This window comes from Spirillospora sp. NPDC048823 (genome assembly GCF_043198445.1).
Classification (GTDB): Bacteria; Actinomycetota; Actinomycetes; order Streptosporangiales; family Streptosporangiaceae; genus Spirillospora.
The window spans coordinates 145,285-166,485 of record NZ_JBICUT010000014.1; the positions used below are offsets into that span (position 1 = coordinate 145,285).

A 21,201-nucleotide genomic window follows, 5' to 3' on the forward strand; every position below is an offset into this window, starting at 1 on the left:
GCGAGTGCGAAGGGGAGTGGTCCAAGCAAGACGGCAATCGGGGGAATGGTGACGAAGTTCGGAACCGCGTTCGCGGTGGGGACGATCGCGTTTGTGGTGCTCACTGGCTGCGGAGGAGGCAACGAGAAGGAAGCCGGACGCACCGGAGCCGGTGAAGAGACCACCGGTCGAAGCCCAGTTCAAACCTCCTCGCCCACTCCTTCCGGCGAGGTGTTGCCCACGCTGGAAGTCGGCAAGCCCCTGCCTGTGAACCTGAGCAACAGCGGAACCGACGAGTCCAGCACGGCCAGCGAGCAGTTCACCCTCAAGAAGATCGACAGGTTTAAGACCTACGCCGACAGGTTTACAGACGAGACACAGCGAGCCCAGAACGGCGAATTCGTATGCCTCGTGCTCGATATCAAGAACGTGGGCACGGCTGAGGGTGACACCTACACCTCCGCGCACTGGGTAGGCGCAGACGGCGAGGTGGTGTCCAGCATTGACACCATCGGTGGTGTCTGCGAGGCCAAGGGCCTGCCCGACAGCATTCTCGGCCAGGACAGCCCCGGACCCGGGCAGTACATATCAGGAACGATCAGCTACGACGTACCAACCGACCAACCAGGCGCGATCGCCGTCGAAGACCGAAACGGAATGCTGCTCTTCCGGATCAACTACGCACCGGAATCGGCTACCGTAAAAGTCACCCAGTAACAGGATGGGGAGGGGAACACGCATGGCTCAGAAGGTCATAGTTCAGATGACAGACGACCTCGACGGGGACGAGGCCCACGAGACGGTGTCGTTCGCCATCGACGGCAAGGCGTACGAGATCGACCTCAGCGAGAAGAACGCCGACAAGCTTCGCAGCACTCTGCACCCGTTCATGGACAGCGGGCGTCGGCTCAAGGCCATCCGAGGCGGCAAGGCCACGGCTCGCGGCACCAGTAGCCGGGAGCGCAGCGCCGAGATTCGCGAGTGGGCGAGATCCGCCGGCATCAAGGTGAACGACCGCGGGCGCATCCCCGCCAACGTCATCGAGCAGTACGAAGTGGCTCACTAGCCGAACGCGCGTAGAGGGGCCCACCTATACCGGGTGGGTCCCTCTACGTGGTGTGCCCAGCATGGGCGATCGCTTGGGGGTGTAAGTCCCCTGGAGGAAGAGGTGGTGCTAACTCCGAGCCGGAGGCAACTGCGTCGTCGTGAGGCGGGGTGGGAAGGAAGCCCGAGGCGAAACCCTGCACCGAGGAACACGAACCGCGTATGAGGCCGGACGAGCTTGGGTGAGCCCGCCATGGAGGGTGAAGCCCGTCATCACCGACAGGGCTGTCAGGTAGACGCGGCGGGCGCAGGGGGAAGGTGGTCGTTCTTACCTGGGGAGATCTGCCGGGGTGTCGGTTGGGCTGTCGTTGTCGCCACGCTGACGGGTCTGGGCCGTGAGGCTGGGGTCTGACCTGGCAGAAGTCAGCAGAGGCCGTAGTACCGGTGAGGGGAACGGACAATCAGCCGGGAAGGGCCGAACGTCTAGTAGAGCGGAGGAATCGGTGCGGCTCGTGCCGGTCGCTTTGATCGCAGTCATCCCACGGATGTGGGCCCGCGGTGTGAGGGGCCGGTGAATCCCGGTGAGTAGCGCAGTGGAGCGTAGCGGCAGGTCGGCGCCCGTCGAGGAGGCCGTGAACCCCGGCCAGGAGGTGTCGTTGTGGGAGCGGATGCTCTCGCCGGGCAACCTGTTCGGGGCGTTGAGGCGGGTTGAGGCCAATCGGGGTGCGCCCGGTGTGGACGGCATGACCACGGAGGAATTGCGTCCGTGGCTGGTCGGGCATTGGGCGGGGGTCCGGGAGGCTTTGAACGCGGGCACGTACCGGCCGTCGCCGGTCCGCCGGGTGGTGATCCCCAAACCCGGAGGGCGTGGTGAGCGGATGCTGGGGGTGCCCACTGTGCTGGATCGGATGATCCAGCAGGCGATTGCGCAGGTGCTCACGCCGGTCTTCGATCCGGAGTTTTCGGGTTCGTCGTTCGGGTTCCGTCCCGGCCGGTCCGCTCATCAGGCGGTCAGGGTCGCGCGGCGGGCCATCGCCGATGGGCATCGCTGGGTCGTGGACGTCGATCTGGAACGGTTCTTTGACCGGGTCAACTTCGATGTGCTCATGGCGCGGGTGGCGCGCAAGGTCATCGACCGAAGACTCCTCAAGCTCATTCGGGCGTATCTGGAGGCCGGGGTGATGGTCGATGGGATCGTTCAGGCGACGCAGGAGGGGACTCCGCAGGGGTCGCCGCTGTCGCCGATCTTGTCGAACATCATGCTGGACGATTTGGATGCCGAGTTGTGGGAGCGCGGTCACCGGTTCGTGCGCTATGCCGACGACGTCCGCGTCTTCGTGCGCAGCAGGCGGGCCGCTCACCGGGTCCTCGACAGCGTAACCAGCGTGGTCGAGGGGCGGTTGAAACTCAAGGTGAACCGGGAGAAGTCCTCGGTCCGGCATGCGTCGGAGGCGACGCTGCTGGGGTTTGGGTTCTACTTCTCCCGCGCCGGGGTGGGCATACGGGTCGATCCCAGGGCGGTCAAACGCCTCAGGGACCGGATCCGGAAGCTGACGTCCCGGAGGTGGAGGGTGCCGATGCCCTACAGGATCGGCATCCTCAACCGGTTCATCACCGGGTGGATGGCCTACTTCCGGCTCGCGCAGCTGTCTCATCGGCTTCGTGAGCTGGACAAGTGGCTGTATCGCCGGATGCGGCAGATCCGCTGGAAGGAATGGAAACGGTACTCGGCCAAACGCCGGAACCTGCGCAAGCTGGGTATCCCCGACCGCATTGCGGCCGAGTGGGCTGCCAGCAGCAAGGGCTACTGGCGGATCGCCGGGTCGGCCGTCCTCCAGCGCTCCCTGCCCACCGCCTACTGGGAAGACCTTGGCCTGCTGGGACTACAAGCCACCTGGCGCAGGCTCAGAACAACGGCTTGACGAACCGCCGGATGCGGGCCCGCATGTCCGGTGGTGTGAGAGGAGGGCCGGGCGACCCGGCCCTCCTACTCGATTATCCGAAGAGGACACCTTGGCGGTGCGGCCAGCACCGGAGCAGAAACCTGGGCCGGGCGTGTCCAAAATCGGGCAGGCCGCCGTCCAGTTACTTAGTGAGACAGGGGACCGGGCGACCATCACGGGTCACCCGATATGACCAGCACCAACAAGCCGAACTCGACACCCGCCAGCGGCGCGCGGCAGCTCCTGCCGCTCAGCGTCTGGCTCTGCCCGGACGACACCACCGAGCAGCCCACCCACGACGCGCGGCCCTGCCAAGGTCCCGCCCACCGGGCACCACGCACCCGCACTTGTGAACGGCACCTGGGCACCATCAGTTCCGGGCTCGCGCGCCACCTCATCACCACCACTACCGGCGAAGGCGACGTCATCGCCGAGGCGTTCACCACCAACTCCGCTGTCCTGGGTGCGGCGGCCGAACTCGACCGGCGCGCCGTCGGATGCATCCCGCACTTCCCGCTCGCCCAGCACATCGGCGCGCGACTACGCGCCCACCTGCCGCACGAACACCTCGGCCGAGTCGCGATGCGGTCGTGCCGCGCCGACCAGATGCACCTGGGGATCGCCGACCACTCCGGACACGTCGCGCTGGTCATCGCGGTCCCGCCCACGGTCGGCAGCCGCACCACCGAACCAAAGCCCAGGCAGGCGCGAGGAGCGTGCCCGGCGTGCCTTTCGGACGTCCTGACCGACAGCGCCTTCCACGCCCAGTCATTCCTGCCGGCCGCCTACCGGGTGCTGCGGCCCGGGGGCCACCTCGCCGTAGTGACCACGGCCAGGCACCACAACGGGCACCTCATCGACCCCGCGCCGGGGATCATCCGCGAGGCGCGCAAGGCCGGGTTCCGCTACAGCCAGCACATCATCGCCGTCCGCGTCCCCGTCGAAGGCGACACCCTTCTCATCCAGGCCGGTCCCGGCAGCCTCGGGCAGCTCCGCGACATCCGTTCCCGGGCCCTGCCACCCGCGGCCCGAGTGCACGCTGACGTCTGCATCCTCACGCGACCGGGCAACAGCGGCCAGGAAGGTGACCGATGAACACCAGCTCCCACACCGAGACCCGCATGCTCGCGTCCGTGCTGCTCACCGGGCAGCAGCCCTCACGCCTCCAGCGCAAGGGCCGCTACACGCCCGAGTCGATGACCCACCCGGCCAAGATGCTCCCCGCGATCGCCGCCCATGTCATCGCCACCTACACCGAACCCGGCGACCTGGTGATCGACCCCATGTGCGGCATCGGAACCACCCTGGTCGAAGCCGTCCACCAGGGACGCCAGGCCACCGGCATGGAGTACGAGGCGCACTTCGCGCAGATGGCCGCCGGTAACCTCCGCCACGCCCGCGCCCAAGGAGCCACCGGCACCGGACAGGTCGTCCACGGCGACGCCCGCAACATCGCCACCGCCCTCGCCGACCTCACCGGAACAGCCGCGCTCGTCCTGACCTCGCCGCCCTACGGGGCGACCACCCACGGGCAGGTATGCACCGGCCGAGACAATGGCGGCGGAAAGATCGACAAGTCCCACAACCGCTACTCCACCGACCGCCGCAACCTCGCCCACCGCCCGACCGCCGAACTCGTCGCCGGATTCGGGCAGATCCTCACCGGATGCGCGGCCCTGCTGCGCCCCGGCGGAGTCATCGCCGTCACGGTCCGCCCCTTCCGCGTCGCCGGCGAACTCGTCGACCTGCCGGGCCAGGTCATCACCGTCGCCGAAGACAACGGCCTGGTCCTGGCCGACCGGTTCGCGGCCCTGCTGTGCGGACTCCGCGACGGGCAGATCGTCACCCGCGCGTCGTTCTTCCAAATGATCGAATCCCGCCGCCTCCGCGAACACGGCATCCCCGCCATGGCCACCGCCCACGAAGACCTCCTGGTTTTCATGCCTGTGGAGAAGGGGCGCCGCACGGCCGGAGAGGCACCCCGCCTTGACCTTGACGGCGGAGGTGTGCCGTCATCCCCGGACCGGCTTGACATCGGGACCACCGACGCCGACATCCGGCGGACAGGGACGCGGTGACCAGGCCGGACAAGCAAACCCGGAGTGACAACGAGGAGCTGACGATGACCTGGCGACTGGTCCAGGCGGAGCCGTCCGTTCAGGCGCAGCTCACCCGGGTGCAGGCACACGCGATCAAGGAGGTACTCACGTGGTGGACCAGGTACGCAGCCCGATCCCACTCGACGTCTTCACCAGAGGAACCCACAGCAGCCGATCCGCAGGACTGACCGGACCCGGCGGAGGGTTCCAGCTGGACGGTCCGCTCAAGGTGGCGTTCGCGGGCCGGACCTCAACCGAGGACAAGCAGGACCCGACACTGTCGCTTCCGCGTCAGCTCGCCAACAGCCAGACCGCCCTGCACACATCCCTGCCGGGACGTGCGGTGATCGTCGCGCACTTCTACGACATCGAGTCCGGGCGCAAGGACCTCGCCGCGCGCGGGTTCGGACGCGGGCACGAGCGGTTCAACATCCCGGTTCCGCGTGACGGCGGCATCCAAGACCTGCTGTTGGAAGCGTCCCAGGGGGATCGGCGGTTCGACGCGGTGATCTGCGAGTCGGTCGACCGGATCGCACGTCGGACCTACATCGGCACTCAGATCGAGAACACCCTGGAGAAGCTCGGCATCCCGCTGTGGGCGTCCGACGAACCGATCACCCTGAACGGAAAACGCTCCTCCCAGGTGCTCACGCGGCGGGTGAAGCAGGGCGTGGCCGAGTGGTACGTCCTGGAGATGCTGGAGAAAGCCTGGGGCGGCTTCGAAGCCCACACCGAACAGGGCTTTAACGTCGGGCGACCTCCGTACGGGTACCTGGCGGACAAGGTTCCTCACCCCGTCGCCGCTCGCCGCGAACAGGGAGCCACCAAACATGTCCTGGCTCCCGACCCGGTGCGCGGCCCCGTAGTGCGGACTATCTTCGAGATCCGCGTCAGTGAGCGCCTCGGCTACCAGGCCATCGCCGACCGACTCAACAACGATCTGGATCGCTACCCGCCGCCCGTCGCAACCGCGAAGCACCGCAGCGTGGGCAGATGGACCTACTCCTCGGTCCGAGAGGTGCTGACCAATCCCAAGTACACCGGCTACATGGTGTGGAACCGCAAGGCGACCACCTCGGCAGGAGGCCGGAACAACCCTCCCGAGGCGTGGATCTGGTCGAGCGCACCCACCCATCCCGCTCTGGTGAGCGTCGAAGCCTTCACTGACGCCCAGAAGGTCGCCCGTGACCGGGAGGGCTCCCGCAGCTGTCCGGGGCCCAACACCGCGCACGCCGACACCCGCCGCTCCTACGGGCTCCGTTCCTACATGACCTGCGGACTGTGCGGGCGGCGGATGTTCGGCAAGGAGAGCCGGGGCCGCATCTACTACATCTGCCGTCCCGCTCGTGCTTACCGTCCCGAAGGGCACCCGGCGAGCATTTGGGTCCGCGAGGAACCGCTCATGGCGGGCCTGACCGAGTTCTTCAACCGTGAGATCTTCGGACCCCACCGCCGTGAACGCCTGCGCGTGCTGCTCGCCCGGGTCGATGACAGGCACCTCCACGAACATCGGGAACGCCTGGTGGCTGTCGAGCGACAGATCGCGGAGTTGAAGCGGCGCAAGGAACGCGTCCTCGACTCCTTGGAGACCGCCGACGACCCCACACCCGCCTTCGTCAACTCCATCAACGAACGCACCACACGCATCGGCGCGGACCTGGAGGCCAAACAGACCACGCTGCGCGAACTGCGGGAGGAGATTCCGGTGGCACCGTGTCCCCAACTCCTGGACCACTACCCGACCGGGACGGTCGACCTAGACCTGCTACCTGAGCCGACCCTGCGGCGCCTGCTGGACGCCTTCGCCGTCCAGATGCGCCACGACAAGCAGAGCAACCAGGTCGACGTTCAGGTCACGATCACGCCCGAAACGGCGGACACGCAACTACGGGCCGCCAATGCGGCGATCATGGGGGACGACGGCGGAGCGGATGGTGGTCTTGCAGCCATGCGCGTGGTACCCCCTACCGGATTCGAACCGGCGCTACCGCCTTGAAAGGGCGGCGTCCTAGGCCGCTAGACGAAGGGGGCCCGGATGTGGCGAGGTTGGCTGCCACGCGACTCGGCCAAGTGTAGAGGACGGGACGGGGCGGCGTGCAAACGGTTACTCGGGATCGGGGGAGCGGGTGGGGGATTCGCTGCTGGTGGGGGTCGGGCTGCGGGACGGCCAGTCGGACGGGAACTCCGACGGGAACGGGGAGGACGGGGACGGGGGCGGGGACGAGGCGGGCGGCTGCGGGCTGATGGGGCGGTCGGGGGCGGGTTCCAGGTGGCGTTCGATGTGGGCGGAGGTGAGGCCGAGGCCGCCGAGGCGCAGGTCGTCCCAGCCCTGGAGGCGGTGGGTGGCGCGGCTGAAGTACAGGACGGACAGTTCGATGGGGGTCGGCTCCTCGTGTTCGAGGCCGCGGAGGCCGGCGCCGCCGGTGGACCCCTGGACGAACAGGCGGGTGCCTGTGGGCAGGAGCTTGGTGGAGCGGGCGTGGGCGTGGCCGCCGAGGATGAGGGGGGTCAGGCCGGTGAAGGCCTCGCCCTCGGTGGGGTCGTGGGTGACGACGAGGTCGGGGGTGGTGCCGGCGGCGCGGAGCCCGTTCGCGAGGCGGAGGCCCTCGGCGCGGATCGCGTCGGCGCCGGTGAAGTCGTCGCGGGTGCTCTTGTCGGGGGTGAAGCGGGGGTCGCCGACGCCGTAGATGCGCAGGCCCTCGACCTCCTGGGTCTTGCCGTTCAACACGACGGCGTTCTCCTGGTCGGCGACGGCCTCCTCGGTGCCCACCGAGTCGTGGTTGCCGCGGACGTAGACGTAGGGGACCTTCAGGTTGGAGATCTCGTCGGCGAACTTGTCCTCGGCTTCGCTGCCGTGGTCCATGAGGTCGCCGGTGTCGACGATGATGTCGACCTTGAACTGGGTGGTGACGGACTTGATCACGTTCCAGGCGGCGGGGTTGAGGTGGATGTCGGAGACGTGCAGGACGCGGATGGTGGACGGGTCCGGCTCGTAGGTCGGGAGGGTCGAGGTGGTCGCGTACAGCTCGGAGACGTTGCCGACGAGGCGGGCGAGCTGGGCGCGGTACTCGGAGAAGCGCTGGACGATGCTGCGGGCGTCGCCGACGATCTGGGGGGCGTTGGCGAGCAGGCCGGTGTAGCGGGGTTCGGCGATGGAATGGGGGTTGAACGTCGCCCAGGTCAGGATGGTGACGGCGACGAGGCCCAGCGCGGTGGACGTCATGCCGAGGATGGCGTGCCGCCAGGACCGGAAGAGGGCCAGGCCGGCGATGAAGCCGGCGGCGAGGGCGATGAGGGCGGCGCGGACGAGGAGGTCGACGACGCCGTCGCGGATCTGGTCGGCGATCCGGTCGGTGAGGCGGTCGATCTCGGTGTCGTTCTCGATCAGCTTCTGGGCCTGCTCGGGGCGCACGTCCTTGAGGCTCGCCTCCAGTGACACCGGGCCCCAGTGGGTGTCGAGCTGGAGGGAGCCGAGCGGCGGCAGTTCCAGGTTCGTCCCGCCGTGCAGGGACGGGTGGAGGCTGAGCTGGACGTCGGTGGGCCCGACGGGGGTCACGGTGCGTCCGCCGAGGAGGAGGCCGACGTAACCGGCGCCCAGGCCGACGACCACGACGAGGAGGAGCCGGGACGCGCGGCCGGTGACGACCGGGCGGACGCGGCGGGTGACCGGGGACCAGAATGCCCGGACGCGGGCGCCGGCCGCCGCGGCGCGGGCTCTGGCGGGGGCGGAGCGGTCGAGGAGGTGGCGGGGGATTCTCAGGAAGCGGGAGACGCTGAGACGCAGGATCGCGAGGGTGCCGGCCAGCGCGGCGCGAACCTTGGGCACGTGTTCCCCTTCTGTCGAGCAGAATGGCCAGTGTGATCGAGTTGTCGCGTGACGCGTTCGAGGACCTGGTGGGCGAGGCCCTCGACACGATTCCACCCGAGTTGACCGCCCGCATGCGCAACGTCGTCATCGTCGTCGAGGACGATGCGCCTGAACGCGGACTTCTCGGCCTGTACCAAGGCGTACCCCTCACTGAGCGCGGCGACTGGTACGGCGCCGTCCTTCCCGATCACATTTCGATCTACCGCAATGAGATTCTCGAAATTTGTGACACCCCGGACGACGTGGTGGAAGAGGTTCGGATCACCGTGGTGCATGAGATCGCTCACCATTTCGGGATCGATGACCGGAGGCTACACGAACTCGGATACTGAGCCGGTGAATTGCGCACTGTAGGTCACACAACTGCCACGCAGCGTGAGTTAATGGAAGGGTCGCCCAACACCGGGCGGGCTGAACTGGAGCGTGCGTGGCGGGAAGGCAGACCGGGCGGCATCGTCGTCCCCCGGAGCAGCAGGCGACCTACCGCGAGGTGTTCGCGGTCGGTGAGTTCCGTGCCCTGTGGCTGGCGCAGGCGCTGTCGTTCATCGGAGACCAGCTGGCACAGGTCGCCCTGGCCGTCCTCGTGTACGACCACACCAGGTCGGCGCTGCTGACCGCGCTGGTGTACGCGCTGACGTACATTCCGCCGATCGTGGGCGGGCCTGTGCTCTCCGGGCTGGCCGACCTGTTCCCCCGCCGCACCGTCATGGTCGTCTGCGATGTGGTGCGGGCGGGGCTCGTGACGTTCATGGCGCTGGTGCCGATGCCGGTCGCCGCGCTGTCGGTCCTGGTGTTCTTGACGGTCCTGTTCGGCACCCCGTTCTCCGCGGCCCGCGCCGCGACCCTCCCGGACGTGCTGGAGGGCGACCGGTTCGTGGCGGGGACGGCGATCAACAACATCACCCACCAGGGCACGCAGATGCTCGGGTTCCTGGCGGGCGGCGCGGTCGTCGCCGTCGTCGGGACGCATGAGGCGCTCGCCCTGGACGCGCTGACGTTCGGCGCCTCGGCCGTCATCCTGATCGGCGGGCTGCGGCGGAGGGCGGCGCCCAAGCGGCGGCGCGGGGGCGACTCGCTCGGCCTGTGGCGCGGCACGCGGGACGGTGCGCGGCTCGTGTTCGGCGACCCGGTGCTGAGGTCGCTGGTGCTGTTCGCGTGGCTGTGCGCGTTCTACGTGATCCCGGAGGGGCTCGCCGCGCCGTATGCGGCGACGTTCGGCGGCGGCGCGGTCACGGTGGGCCTGCTGCTGTCGGCGATGCCGACGGGGATGGTCGTGGGCGCGCTGCTGTTCAGCCGGTTCGTCCGCCCCACGAACCGGCTGCGCGCGATGGGGTGGATGTCGATGCTCGCGTGCCTGCCGCTGATCGGGGCGGGCCTGCACCCGCCGCTGTGGGGCGTCGTCGTGCTGTGGGCGCTGTCGGGCGTCGGCAGCGCCTACCAGCTCGCCGCCAACGCGGCGTTCGTGACCGCGGTGCCGGCGGCGGGACGCGGGCAGGCGTTCGGTCTCGCCCAGTCCGGCATCCTCGCCGGGCAGGGCGCAGGCATCCTCGTCGGCGGCGCCATGGCGCAGGTCCTCGGGCCGGAGACGGTGGTGGCGCTCGCGGGCGTGGTCGGCCTGTCGGCCGCGGCGATGCTCACGCTCGTGTGGAACCGGCTCCGCGGCGGTGTCATCGGCGGCGTCCGGGAGCGCGCCGAGCCCGTCGTCGTCGCCGCGTCCCACGCGGGCGGCGACGACCTGCACGGCGGCGTCAGCCGCTCGGCGTCCGCCTCCTAGGCGCCCGCGATCGAGGGCGCCCGGCCTCCACCGCTCGGGCCGCGTCCTAGGCGTTCGTGCGGTTCTTGTTCTTGTTGACCGCGTCCTTGGACTTCTGGACGGCGTCCTGGATGGTCGGGGAGTCGCTCGCCTTCTTGAACCAGTCCTCGGCGAGCGACTTCGGCGCGCCCTCCTCGGGGATGATCACCCAGGCGATGGCGTACAGCGCGATCCCGGCGCCGCCGAACAGGGTGAAGACGGCGAGTCCGAGCCTGATGATGTTGGCGTCGACGCCGAGGTACTGCGCGGCGCCCGAGCAGACGCCGGCGAGGATCCGGCCGTCGCGCGTGCGTCGCAGCTTCTTGTCGGTGCTTTCCGGGGTTCCGGTGGTGTTCTTCTCCATGTCCATGCCTCGATCATGCCCATCGGCGGGCGACTCTTACATCCGGATTCGCCCTGATCGATCCCTGAGTGAACCCCTGCCCGGTCCCAGTGCCGTCCCCGACGTACCCTCATGGGCGGAACCGCCCCGCAGGAGGAGGCCGACATGGACGTGCTGCGCGTCGACGACCAGCTCACCGACGAGGAACGGATGGTCCGCGACACCGTGCGCGCCTTCGTGGCGGAACGGGTCGCGCCCCGGGTGGCCGGCTGGTTCGAGGACGGCACGTTCCCCGTCCGGGAGCTGGCCCCCGAGCTGGGCAGGCTCGGGCTGCTCGGCATGCACCTGAAGGGCCACGGCTGCGCCGGGATGAGCGCAGTCGCGTACGGGGTGGCGTGCCGCGAACTGGAGGCCGCCGACTCGGGGCTGCGCAGCTTCGTCTCCGTCCAGGGGTCCCTGGCGATGGCGGCGATCCACAAGTACGGGTCGGAGGAGCAGAAGGGCGAGTGGCTGCCGAGGATGGCGGCGGGGGAGGCGGTCGGCTGCTTCGGCCTGACCGAGCCCGACCGCGGCTCCGACCCCGGCACCATGCTGACCCGCGCCCGCCGGGACGGCTCCGACTGGATCCTGAACGGCGCCAAGATGTGGATCACCAACGGGTCCGCCGCCGACATCGCGGTCGTGTGGGCGCAGGCCGACGACGGCATCCGCGGATTCCTCGTCCCGAAGGGCACGCCCGGGTTCACGACGGGCGACATCCACCAGAAGATGTCGCTGCGCGCGTCGGTCACGTCCGAGCTGGTCCTGGACGACGTGAGGGTCCCCGCGGACGCGATGCTCCCAGGGGTGCGGGGTTTGAAGGGGCCGCTCGGCTGCCTGTCCGAGGCGCGCTACGGCATTCTGTGGGGCGCGATCGGCGCCGGACGGTCCTGCTACGAGACGGCCGTCGAGTACGCCAAGACCCGTGAGCAGTTCGGCAAACCCATCGGGTCGTTCCAGCTCACGCAGGAGAAACTCGCCTGGATGGAGGTCGCGCTCGGGCAGGCCGGCCTCGTCGCCCTGCACATCGGGCGCCGCAAGGACGAGGGGACCGTCACGCCGCAGCAGGTCTCGTTCGGCAAGCTCGCGAACGTCCGCGCCGCGCTGGACGTCGCCAGGCAGGCCCGCACCGTCCTCGGCGCCAACGGGATCACGCTCGAATACCCGGTGATCAGGCACATGAACAACCTGGAGAGCGTCCTCACCTACGAGGGGACGCAGGAAGTGCATCTGCTCACGCTCGGGAAGGCCGTCACCGGCCTGGACGCGTTCCGTTAAGGAGGGCTTGAACCCTCCACGTAGGGTTATTGACTGGACGTCCTGCCACGGACCTGGGCAGACTCACCCGCCCAGGTCGGATCTACCAGAGGGAGCGGCATGAGAGTCGGCATCGTCGGGGCCACCGGACAGGTCGGGGCCAAGATGCTCGAAATCCTGGCCGAACGCGGATTCCCCGTCGACGAGCTGCGGCTGTTCGCCTCGGCCCGGTCGGCGGGACGCAAGCTGCCGTGGAACGGCGCCGAGGTCACCGTCGAGGACGCGGCGGCCGCCGACTACTCCGGCCTGGACGTCGTGCTGTTCTCCGCGGGCAAGACCACCTCGAAGGCGCTCGCGCCGAAGGTCGCCGCCGCCGGCGCCGTCGTGATCGACAACTCTTCGGGCTGGCGGCTGGACCCCGACGTCCCGCTCGTGGTCGCCGAGGTCAACCCGCACGCCGTGGCGAACCGCCCCAAGGGGATCATCGCCAACCCGAACTGCACCACGATGGCCGCGATGCCGGTGCTGCGGCCCCTGCACGACGAGGCGGGGCTGTCCGCGCTCGTCGTGTCGACGTACCAGGCCGTGTCCGGCAGCGGCCTCGCGGGCGTCGCCGAGCTGCACGACCAGGCGTCCAAGGTCGTCCAGAACGCCGACCGGCTCACCAACTCCGGCTCCGCCGTGGAGTTCCCGGAGCCGGGCGTGTACGTGCGGCCGATCGCGTTCAACGTCCTGCCGATGGCCGGGTCGATCGTCGAGGACGGCCTGGCGGAGACCGACGAGGAGCAGAAGCTCCGCAACGAGAGCCGCAAGATCCTGGAGATCCCGGAGCTGAAGGTGTCGGGCACCTGCGTCCGCGTACCCGTCTTCACCGGGCACTCCCTGCAGGTCAACGCCCGGTTCGACCGTCCGATCAGCCCGGAGCGGGCCGGTGAGCTGCTGGCGGGCGCCCCCGGCGTCGTCCTGTCGGACGTCCCGACGCCGCTGCAGGCCGCCGGCCAGGACCCGACGTACGTGGGCCGCATCCGCCGCGACGAGACCGTCGACAACGGCCTCGCCCTGTTCTGCGCGGGCGACAACCTCCGCAAGGGCGCGGCCCTCAACACCGTCCAGATCGCCGAACTGGTCGCCGCCGAATAGCGGCCGGGTACGTCTAGCTCGCGCGGCTGCCCCGGACCTCCAGGGAGTCCAGGAGGGCGGCGGTGCTGCGGGCGATCTCTTCGACGGCCCGGTCGAACGCCTCCGCGTTGTGGGACGCGGGGGCGCGGAACCCCGAGATCTTGCGGACGTACTGGAGCGCTGCCGCCCGGACGTCCTCGTCGGTCACGTCGGCGGAGTACGGCGGACGGAGCGTCTTGATGCTGCGGCACATGCCCCCATTGTGCCTCGGGCCCCGGACGTTTCACGGCCGGACGTTCACGGCCCCCCGGCGCTGCGAGCGCCGGGGGGCCGGGCGGGGGGCGGGGTCCCCGGTGGTGCGGCGGTGTGCACGATCCGGGCCGAGATTCGTCCCGTGCGACCGCCTGCGGTCAGCCCTGGGGGGCGGGGGGCTGTCCAAAAATGCACCGTGACGACCGGCCGGGTCAACGGATCAAGCCGCCACTGGATTTTCAATGCCGCTGAACAGGGCCGTGGAAAACTCTGAAACCGGCTCCTGAGCAGCGCGGACGCCCCCCTACTTGGTGATCGTTATGTTGTCCAGCCCGGCCTCCACGAGGCTTCCGGTGCCCGCGTCGGCGGCCTCCACGAGGATGCGGACGGTCTGCCCGGCGTAGGCGGAGACGTCGGCGCTGTGCGTCTGCCAGTTGCCCGACCGGTTCGTCGCCGCGCCCGCCTGGTTCAGGACGGTCGTCGACCCGTTCGGCCCCACGACCGACACCCGCAGGAAGTCGGACGAGGAACTGTTGTCCAGGTGGGCGAGGTACCAGGCGAACGACAGGGTCCGCGTCCCGGCCGGCAGCGGGATCTCCGCCGACCGGATGCTGCTGGTGCCGCCGTCCAGGTCGTAGGACCCGGCGCCGGACCCGGCCGCGGCGCCCGTCGTCAGCGCGCCGCTGCCGCCGGCCGCGGACAGCTGGAGGCTGGTGCCCGACCAGCTCGTCGGCTGCGGGGTACCGCGCTCCCACGTGCCCGCGGTGGCCGAGTCGGTGCCGCCCGGGTCGGCCGTCCAGGAGGTGCCGGATTCGAGGTCGTCGGAGTAGACGGTGTCACCGGGCGGCTCCTGCGTCCCGCCGTCGCCGCCCAGCGTCCAGACGGCGTGGGCGATGGCGTCGGAGTTGCGGTCCAGCGCGGTGTCGTTGATGTTGGACGTGGTGTCGCAGTACGCGTGGTAGCAGCGGTCGAACGCGACGCCGGCCTGGCCGCCCCACATCTGCGCCTGCGCGGACGTCTTGCGTCCTTCGGCGCCGGTGAACAGCCCGCCGGCGGGGATGCCGACCCGGATGAACGGGCCGTAGTCGGAGCGTCCGTCGAACGCGGTGTCCTGGACGGGCACGTTGATGGTGGCGAAGTGGCTCCGCAGCACCTGTTCGATCTCGGCGGAGCCGGCGGGGCCGCCGCTTCCGCTGGACCCGTCGCCGTCGTAGGCGAAGTAGCCGGGGTTGGGGGAGCCGATCATGTCGAAGTTGAGGTAGCCGCCGATGTCCGACCGTTCGCCGGACGACAGGTTGTTGACGTAGTACGTCGACCCGACGAGGCCGAGTTCCTCGGCGCCCCACCAGGCGAACCGCAGGTGCCGGTCGGGCTGGTAGTCCTCCCGGGCGACGGCGAGCGCCGTCTCCAGGATCGCGGCGGAACCGGAGCCGTTGTCGTTGATCCCGGGCCCCGCGGTGACGCCGTCGAGGTGCCCGCCGACCATCAGGGTGTCGTTGGTGTCGCCGCCCGGCCAGTCGGCGATCAGGTTGTAGCCGGTGGCGCCGCTGTAGCTGAACGACTGGATGCTGGTCTGGTATCCGGCCGCGTCCAGCCTGCCCTTCACGTAGTCGAGGGAGGCGCGGTAGCCGGGACGGCCGTGGGCGCGGTTTCCGCCGTTGCTGTCAGCGATGTTCTGGAGCTGCGACAGGTGGGCCTTGACGTTCGCGAGCGGGATGTCGGGGGCGGCCACGGCCGCGGAGGGCGCCGCCGACGCGGTGGCGCCGGGCAGGAGGGCGGCCACCAGCAGGGCCGCCGTGCCCAAGGTCGCGATCTTGCGCGATCTCATGTGTTCCTCCAGTGGGAGAGCGGCCCGTGACGGGGGAGCGGGCCCCGTCACGGGCCGCGGACGGGGGGCGGTCAGGAACTGGTGATCAGGATGTTGTCGATGCCGGCCTCGACGAGGCTGGCGGTGCCGGCGTCGGCCGCGTCGACCACGATGCGGACGCTCTGGCCGGCGTAGGCGGACAGGTCGTACGTCGCCGTCCGCCACGCCCCGCCGTTGTTCGCGGCGGCGCCGGCCTGGTTCAGCACGGTGCTCGACCCGTTCGGCCCGACGACGCGGACCCGCAGGTAGTCGGCCGTCGAGCTGTTGTCCAGGTGGGCGAGGTACCAGGAGAAGCTCAGCGACAGGGTGCCGCTGGGCAGGCTGATCGCCGGCGACCGGACGCTGGTGACGCCGCCGTCGAGGTCGTAGCTGCCCGCGCCCGTCCCGGCCGCCGCGCCGGTGACCAGGTCGGCGCTGCCGCCGGCCGCGCCGATCTGCAGGTTCGTCCCCGACCAGCTGGTCGGCTGCGGGGTGCCGCGCTCCCAGGCCCCCGCGGACGCGGTGTCGGTGCCGTCAGGGTCGGTCGTCCAGCCCTGGCCGGACTCGAAGTCGTCCGAGAAGACCGTGCCCTGCTGGCCGTCGCCGACGGTCAGCGTGAACGTGGCGGTCCGCTCGACGGAGGCGCCCTCGGCGAGGACGGTCAGCCGGTACGTGCCGTCAGCGGTTCCGGACGGGACGTTCACCGTCATCGTGGACGACTGGCCCGTCGTCACGGTGCTCGGCGAGAACGTCGCGGTCGGGCCGGACGGGCTGCTCGTCGCCGACAGCGAGACCTGCTGGGCGCTGCCGCCCGTGGTCTGCGTGCCGACCGTCGCGGTCGCCGTCCCGCCCGCCTGGGTCCGGCCGGTGCCGGGGCTCAGCGAGATGGAGAAGTCGTTCTGCTGGGTGCCGCAGCCCGCCTCGCCGCTCTGCGCCGGGACGTTGACCGCGCTCCAGGCCGCCTTCACCGCGTTGCACTCGGTGGCGGACCCGGGGAACAGCTGCAGTGCCGCGTTGACCGTCTCGACGCGCGCCCTGGCGTGGCTCCAGTTCGACACCTTGCGGTTCAGGCCGCCCATGAAGATCTGGCCGGCCTTCTGGACGCCGATGCCGGTGACGGTCGAGCCGTTGCATGTGGGGCTGCTCGGCCCGTCGCTGGGGTTGGAGCCCTCGGCGAGCAGGTAGAACCAGTGGTTCTGCGGGCCCGCGGCCGCGTGCACCTCGGTGCTCGGGATCGAGGACGAGTAGCAGTTCGGGTCGCCGAGCGCGCCCGGGTTGTACATGTTGCGGATCGGGCCCGAGCCGACCAGGTCGACCTCCTCGCCCACCAGGTAGTCCGGCGGGTCCAGGTTGGACGGCTCGTTCATGTAGAACTCGGTCAGCGCGCCGAAGATGTCGCCGGCCGACTCGTTCATGCCGCCCTTCTCGTTGCCGTTGCCGCCGCCGGCGCCGCCGGGGGTGGTGCTGAAGACGGCGTGGCCGTTCTCGTGCGCGACGACGTCGGCGCCCGTGGCCTGCCGGGTACCGGACGAGTTGCGGCCGTAGTTGGTGTAGCTGCCGTTCCAGTACGCGTTGGCCTGGTTCAGGCCGACGCGCATGGGGAAGCCGCCGCCGCTGCCGTCGATGCCGTTGCGGCCGAGCCACTCGTCCAGCATGTCCCACTCCTTCTGGAGTGCATGCATGGCGTCGACGCAGGCGGTCTCCAGGCTGGTGCCGCTTCCGTTGCCCCAGGCGCTGTCGCTGCCGGTGTAGGTGGATCCGTTCTGGCCGCCGCACCGGACGCCGGAACGCTGCGGGTCGCTCATCGACGTCGCCGCGGTGCTGATGTCGACGGTGCCGTGGTAGTAGCTCACGTCGTCGGCCGCGTCCATGACCTCGTCCCAGGTCCGGACGACCTTGCCGGTCTTGGCGTCGACGAACACGTGCAGCTTCGTCGGAGCCTTCTTCTGGACGCCGCTGACGACGGTCTCGTAGACGAGGCGTCCCGAGCCTTCGGCCATGACCTTCAGGACGGGCGTGGACGCGCTCTCGACCTTGGACACGCGGGCGCGGGAGGTCTTCGCGGCCTGCGCCGCCGAGACCTCCGCCGTGGTCGAGACGTCGAGCTTCCGGGTCTGCCCGACGGACGTGCTCAGCACTCCGCCGCTCGCGTTGGTGGTGACGACGAAGTCGCCGCCGTACACGGGCAGGCCGTCGTAGGTGCGATCGTAGGAGACGTGCTGGAGGCCGTTGAGGCCGGACGTGACGCCGCGCCGGACGATCTTCTCTTCGGGGGCCTTCTTGAACTCTGCGGGCTTCGCCGCGACCAGGCGGTCCGCCGAGGCGGCGGCGACGGTGCGGGGGTCCGGCTTCGCCGGGGCCGCTGGGGCGGTGCGGATCGTCGCACCTGTGGCGGGAACGGACATCGCCACGGCGAGGCCGGCGGACAGTACCGCCGCCCCGAACGCGGTCTGGTGTCTCACGGGGGGTGCTCCTTCCACGTGCCGGGCAGGGCGGGGCACGTGGACGTCCTTGTGGGAGCGTTCCGCGGGCCCGCCGCCCGTCCGGCGGGGTTGGGATGGGGGGACTCATCCGGATGAGCTGCCCCGAAGTGCACTCCCTGGTGTGAAAAGTGTCAATGAATCCATTTAAGACTGGATTTTCAATTCCCGCGGAGCTGTTAATGGAAGTTCGGAAAACAGGGTTTACGCAGCGCGGACGGGCCGGGCCGGTCGAGCCGGCCCGGCCCGTCCGCCGGGGAACGTTCGATGCCGGGTGAGCGTTCGGCGGCCGCCCCGGCCCCGCGCCGCCGCGTCAGGGAGCGATCTTGTGGCAGAGCCAGGAGAGGGCGAGCGGGTAGCGGTAGTCGATGCCGCCGTGCCCGGCGTCGAACAGCTCGAAGTGGATCACGTCCTCGGCGACGCCCGCGTCCAGCAGGGCCCGGTGGAACGCCTGCGCGCCCACGTCCAGATACCACTCGTCGCGCGTCCCGCCGTCGATCCAGATCGCCCGCTGCGAACGCATCGCCTCGGCGTGGCCCGGAACCATCCGCACCGGGTCCCAGGCGAGCCAGCGCTCCCAGACGTCCTGGCGGATCACGCCGTTCACCGGGTCGAACGGCAGCTCGGGCGTGCCGTCGTCGCGCGCGGAATAGCACAGGGCCATGCCGAGGATGTTGAGCAGTTCCATGTCCTCGGGCTTGGTGAACGACGTGCGCCCGTTGAAGTCGGCCCACCACCGCCAGATATCGCCGTCGTACTTGCGCAGATGCCGGACGCATTTGGGGAACTCGGTCAGGTAGCAGTACTCGAACAGGGCGTCGCCCGCGTGCGTCGCGAGCGCGCCGAACAGGTCGGGGCGCAGCATCGGCGTGATCATCGCGCCGTAGCCGCCGCTGGACTTGCCGCTGACCGCCCGGTGCTCCGGCGCGTCCAGTGTCCGGTAGTGCCCGTCCACCCACGGGACGACCTCGTCGCAGATGTAGGAGTGGTAGCGGCCCGTGCCGGGCGAGTCGACGTACTGGCTGCCGCCGTGCGCCGTCCACGCGTCCACGAACACCACGACCGCGGGCGGCGCCTCCCCGGACGCGAACACCGCGTCGGCCGTCTCGGGGAACGGCTGCCGGTAGGGCATCCGGTTACGCCAGATCCCGACATGCCCGGTGAATCCGGTGATGACGTACACGCTGGGGTAGCGGCGCCTCGGCTCGTCGTCGTAGCCCGGCGGTACGTACACCAGGACGGGACGCTCGTGCGGATCCTTCAGCGGGTTGCCGCGCAGCAGCTCACTGCCGACGACGTGCTCTTCCAGGCGTCCGGCGAACTCGGCGGACCACGGCAGCATGCGGACTCCCTCATCGCGGGGCGTTGATCACCTCGACGCTAACCCAGGCCGCCGTGCGCCGCGCAACATCGGGCCCGGGTGTCACACTCCGGTAGTCCGGCCGGTCCAGTGTCGAAAAGGGGAAGGAAGTCCAGATGACCGAACACGCCAGGCGTCTCCGCGAACTGCACCGTCCCGGGGACCCGCTCCTTCTGCCGAACGTCTGGGACGCCGCGAGCGCCACCACCGTCGAGGAGGCGGGATTCCCGGCCCTCGCCACCGCGAGCGCCGCCGTCTCCGCCATGCTCGGCTATCCCGACCACGAGGGCGCGCCGGCCGAGGAGATGTTCGCCGCCGCCGGACGCATCGTCCGCGCCGCCGCCGTCCCCGTGACCGTGGACGCCGAGGCCGGCTATGGGCTGCAGCCCGCCGAGCTGGTCGAACGCCTCCTGGCCATCGGTGCGGCCGGCTGCAACCTGGAGGACACCTACGCCGGGGAACTCGCCGAGCCCGAGACGCAGGCCGGGTACCTCGCCGCCGTCCGGGACGCCGCCGGCGACGCCCTGGTGATCAACGCCCGGGTCGACACGTTCATCGCACAGGCCCCGGATCCGCTCGACGCCGCGATCGCCCGCGGCCGCCTGTACCTGGAGGCCGGCGCCGACTGCGTCTACCCGATCATGGCGCCCATGGACGCCGTCCCGTCCCTGGTCAAGGGGCTGCCGGGGCCCGTCAACGCGAACAACTTCCCCGGCTCGTCCCTCACCGACCTGGCCGCCACGGGCGTCGCCCGCGTCTCCTACGGCCCGATGCCCTACCTCCAGGCACTGGAGGCGCTGAAGACGTTCGCGGCCCGCGTCCTGGCCAAGGAGGACCCCTACATCTGACCCGTGTGAGGGCGCCCACTTCCGGGCGCCCTTGCAAGTACTCACTTACGGTGGCACAGTGAGACGAAAATCGCCTCTATGTATCAGGGAGTGAGGCCGGTATGACCGCGACCGCAGAGGACACGTCCGCGGACGTCCTCCAGGAGTCCATGAGCGGCCTCGCGCTCGCCGCCGCCGCCGCGAACGTCGTCATGCAGCTCGCCCGCCTCCCCGTCGGGCACGGCGTGGCCAACAGCAAGGTCGACAGCGGCCGCGTCGACAAGCACCCGGTCAAGCGGACCCGCACGACCCTCACCTACCTCGCCGTCGCGCTGCTCGGCACCGAAGACGAGCGTAAGGCGATGCGACTGGAGGTCAACCGCGCCCACCGGCAGGTCTTCGCGAAGGAACCCGTCCCGTACAACGCCTTCGACCCCGAACTGCAGCTCTGGGTCGCCGCCTGCCTCTACCAGGGCGTCGAGATCATCCACCGCACCCTCTACGGCGAACCGTCCCCCGAGGAGGTCGCGGAACTGTACCGGGCCGGCGCCCGCCTCGGCACCACCCTCCAGGTCAAGCAGGAGATGTGGCCGGCGGACCGGGCCGCCTTCGAGGCGTACTGGCAGGACGGCCTCAGCAAGATCGAGATGGACGACCTCACCCGGGGCTACCTGCGCGACCTGACCGAACTCCGCTTCGTGCCCGCCCCGCTGCGCCTGCCGTTCGCCCGGACGAACCGCTTCCTGACCCTGGGCTTCCTGCCCCAGCGGTTCCGCGACGAACTCGGCTACACCTGGACGCCCCGCGACCAGCGCCGCTTCGACCGCCTCACCCGCGTCCTGGCGCGCACCAACGGCGTCCTGCCCCGCGCGGCCCGCGAATTCCCCTTCAACTACTACCTCCACGACTTCCGCCGCCGCCTCAAGAAGAACCGCCCCATCGTCTGACCGGGG

At 69.9% G+C, this 21,201-nt stretch carries 19 protein-coding genes and 1 tRNA gene; 13 read left to right on the forward strand and 7 right to left on the reverse strand.

From position 1 onward, the window contains the following. The first annotated feature begins 45 nt into the window (after positions 1-45). The 7 genes from ACGFK0_RS28200 (at position 46) to ACGFK0_RS28230 (ending at position 7,061) form a co-directional block, all read left to right on the forward strand. Entirely contained in the window at positions 46-696 is a 651-nt protein-coding gene (locus ACGFK0_RS28200) for a hypothetical protein (RefSeq protein WP_392910079.1), read from the forward strand. 22 nt (positions 697-718) lie between these two features. After that, a complete protein-coding gene (locus ACGFK0_RS28205; RefSeq protein WP_392910081.1) occupies positions 719-1,045 on the forward strand; it encodes an Lsr2 family protein in 327 nt (108 codons plus the stop codon). A gap of 610 nt (positions 1,046-1,655) precedes the next feature. Next, positions 1,656-2,945, forward strand: a complete 1,290-nt coding sequence (gene ltrA / locus ACGFK0_RS28210; protein WP_392910083.1) for a group II intron reverse transcriptase/maturase — start codon at positions 1,656-1,658, stop codon at positions 2,943-2,945. 210 nt (positions 2,946-3,155) lie between these two features. After that, on the forward strand, positions 3,156-4,061 hold the full coding sequence (locus ACGFK0_RS28215; protein WP_392910085.1) for a hypothetical protein: 906 nt from the start codon (positions 3,156-3,158) through the stop codon (positions 4,059-4,061). Beyond that, on the forward strand, positions 4,058-5,044 hold the full coding sequence (locus tag ACGFK0_RS28220; protein ID WP_392910087.1) for a TRM11 family SAM-dependent methyltransferase: 987 nt from the start codon (positions 4,058-4,060) through the stop codon (positions 5,042-5,044). Before ACGFK0_RS28215 ends, ACGFK0_RS28220 begins: the two co-directional genes overlap by 4 nt. Positions 5,045-5,088: 44 nt before the next feature. Next, positions 5,089-5,253, forward strand: a complete 165-nt coding sequence (locus ACGFK0_RS28225; RefSeq protein WP_392910089.1) for a hypothetical protein — start codon at positions 5,089-5,091, stop codon at positions 5,251-5,253. Between the two features lie 506 nt (positions 5,254-5,759). Then, a complete protein-coding gene (locus ACGFK0_RS28230; RefSeq protein ID WP_392910230.1) occupies positions 5,760-7,061 on the forward strand; it encodes a recombinase family protein in 1,302 nt (433 codons plus the stop codon). Here ACGFK0_RS28230 and ACGFK0_RS28235 read toward each other — a convergent pair. Both ACGFK0_RS28235 and ACGFK0_RS28240 read right to left on the reverse strand, forming a co-directional pair. Then, positions 7,021-7,096: transfer RNA gene (locus ACGFK0_RS28235), tRNA-Glu, on the reverse strand. The two genes, ACGFK0_RS28230 and ACGFK0_RS28235, sit on opposite strands and share 41 nt — an antisense overlap. Positions 7,097-7,169: 73 nt before the next feature. After that, on the reverse strand, positions 7,170-8,891 hold the full coding sequence (locus tag ACGFK0_RS28240) for a metallophosphoesterase (RefSeq protein WP_392910091.1): 1,722 nt from the start codon (positions 8,889-8,891) through the stop codon (positions 7,170-7,172). 23 nt (positions 8,892-8,914) lie between these two features. Between ACGFK0_RS28240 and ACGFK0_RS28245 the strand changes: the two genes are divergently transcribed. Both ACGFK0_RS28245 and ACGFK0_RS28250 read left to right on the forward strand, forming a co-directional pair. Further along, positions 8,915-9,265, forward strand: a complete 351-nt coding sequence (locus ACGFK0_RS28245) for a metallopeptidase family protein (RefSeq protein ID WP_392910093.1) — start codon at positions 8,915-8,917, stop codon at positions 9,263-9,265. A 95-nt stretch (positions 9,266-9,360) separates the two neighbouring features. Further along, complete coding sequence (locus ACGFK0_RS28250) at positions 9,361-10,707, forward strand: MFS transporter (RefSeq protein ID WP_392910095.1); 1,347 nt, start codon at positions 9,361-9,363, stop codon at positions 10,705-10,707. 46 nt (positions 10,708-10,753) lie between these two features. On the opposite strand, the gene ACGFK0_RS28255 is transcribed toward ACGFK0_RS28250, so the two are convergent. Then, positions 10,754-11,095: a PspC domain-containing protein gene (locus ACGFK0_RS28255; RefSeq protein ID WP_392910097.1), complete on the reverse strand. Its 342-nt coding sequence runs from the start codon at positions 11,093-11,095 to the stop codon at positions 10,754-10,756. Positions 11,096-11,233: 138 nt separating this feature from the next. Here ACGFK0_RS28255 and ACGFK0_RS28260 point away from each other — a divergent pair, with 138 nt between their 5' ends. Together ACGFK0_RS28260 and ACGFK0_RS28265 are read left to right on the forward strand one after the other, a co-directional pair. Then, positions 11,234-12,385: an acyl-CoA dehydrogenase family protein gene (locus ACGFK0_RS28260; RefSeq protein ID WP_392910099.1), complete on the forward strand. Its 1,152-nt coding sequence runs from the start codon at positions 11,234-11,236 to the stop codon at positions 12,383-12,385. A 99-nt stretch (positions 12,386-12,484) separates the two neighbouring features. Then, a complete protein-coding gene (locus ACGFK0_RS28265) occupies positions 12,485-13,504 on the forward strand; it encodes an aspartate-semialdehyde dehydrogenase (protein WP_392910101.1) in 1,020 nt (339 codons plus the stop codon). 13 nt (positions 13,505-13,517) lie between these two features. On the opposite strand, the gene ACGFK0_RS28270 is transcribed toward ACGFK0_RS28265, so the two are convergent. The 4 genes from ACGFK0_RS28270 to ACGFK0_RS28285 form a co-directional block, all read right to left on the reverse strand. Next, positions 13,518-13,736 (reverse strand): DUF2277 domain-containing protein, encoded by a 219-nt coding sequence (locus ACGFK0_RS28270; RefSeq protein WP_392910103.1) that lies wholly within the window; start codon positions 13,734-13,736, stop codon positions 13,518-13,520. A gap of 303 nt (positions 13,737-14,039) precedes the next feature. Beyond that, on the reverse strand, positions 14,040-15,563 hold the full coding sequence (locus ACGFK0_RS28275) for a M28 family peptidase (RefSeq protein ID WP_392910105.1): 1,524 nt from the start codon (positions 15,561-15,563) through the stop codon (positions 14,040-14,042). A 71-nt stretch (positions 15,564-15,634) separates the two neighbouring features. Then, positions 15,635-18,043, reverse strand: coding sequence for a M4 family metallopeptidase (locus tag ACGFK0_RS28280; protein WP_392910107.1), 2,409 nt, complete (start codon positions 18,041-18,043; stop codon positions 15,635-15,637). A 331-nt stretch (positions 18,044-18,374) separates the two neighbouring features. Continuing rightward, complete coding sequence (locus ACGFK0_RS28285; RefSeq protein WP_392910109.1) at positions 18,375-19,403, reverse strand: alpha/beta hydrolase; 1,029 nt, start codon at positions 19,401-19,403, stop codon at positions 18,375-18,377. A gap of 134 nt (positions 19,404-19,537) precedes the next feature. Between ACGFK0_RS28285 and ACGFK0_RS28290 the strand changes: the two genes are divergently transcribed. After that, a complete protein-coding gene (locus ACGFK0_RS28290; RefSeq protein WP_392910111.1) occupies positions 19,538-20,269 on the forward strand; it encodes an isocitrate lyase/phosphoenolpyruvate mutase family protein in 732 nt (243 codons plus the stop codon). 101 nt (positions 20,270-20,370) lie between these two features. Further along, on the forward strand, positions 20,371-21,195 hold the full coding sequence (locus ACGFK0_RS28295) for an oxygenase MpaB family protein (RefSeq protein WP_392910113.1): 825 nt from the start codon (positions 20,371-20,373) through the stop codon (positions 21,193-21,195). Positions 21,196-21,201: the final 6 nt, after the last annotated feature.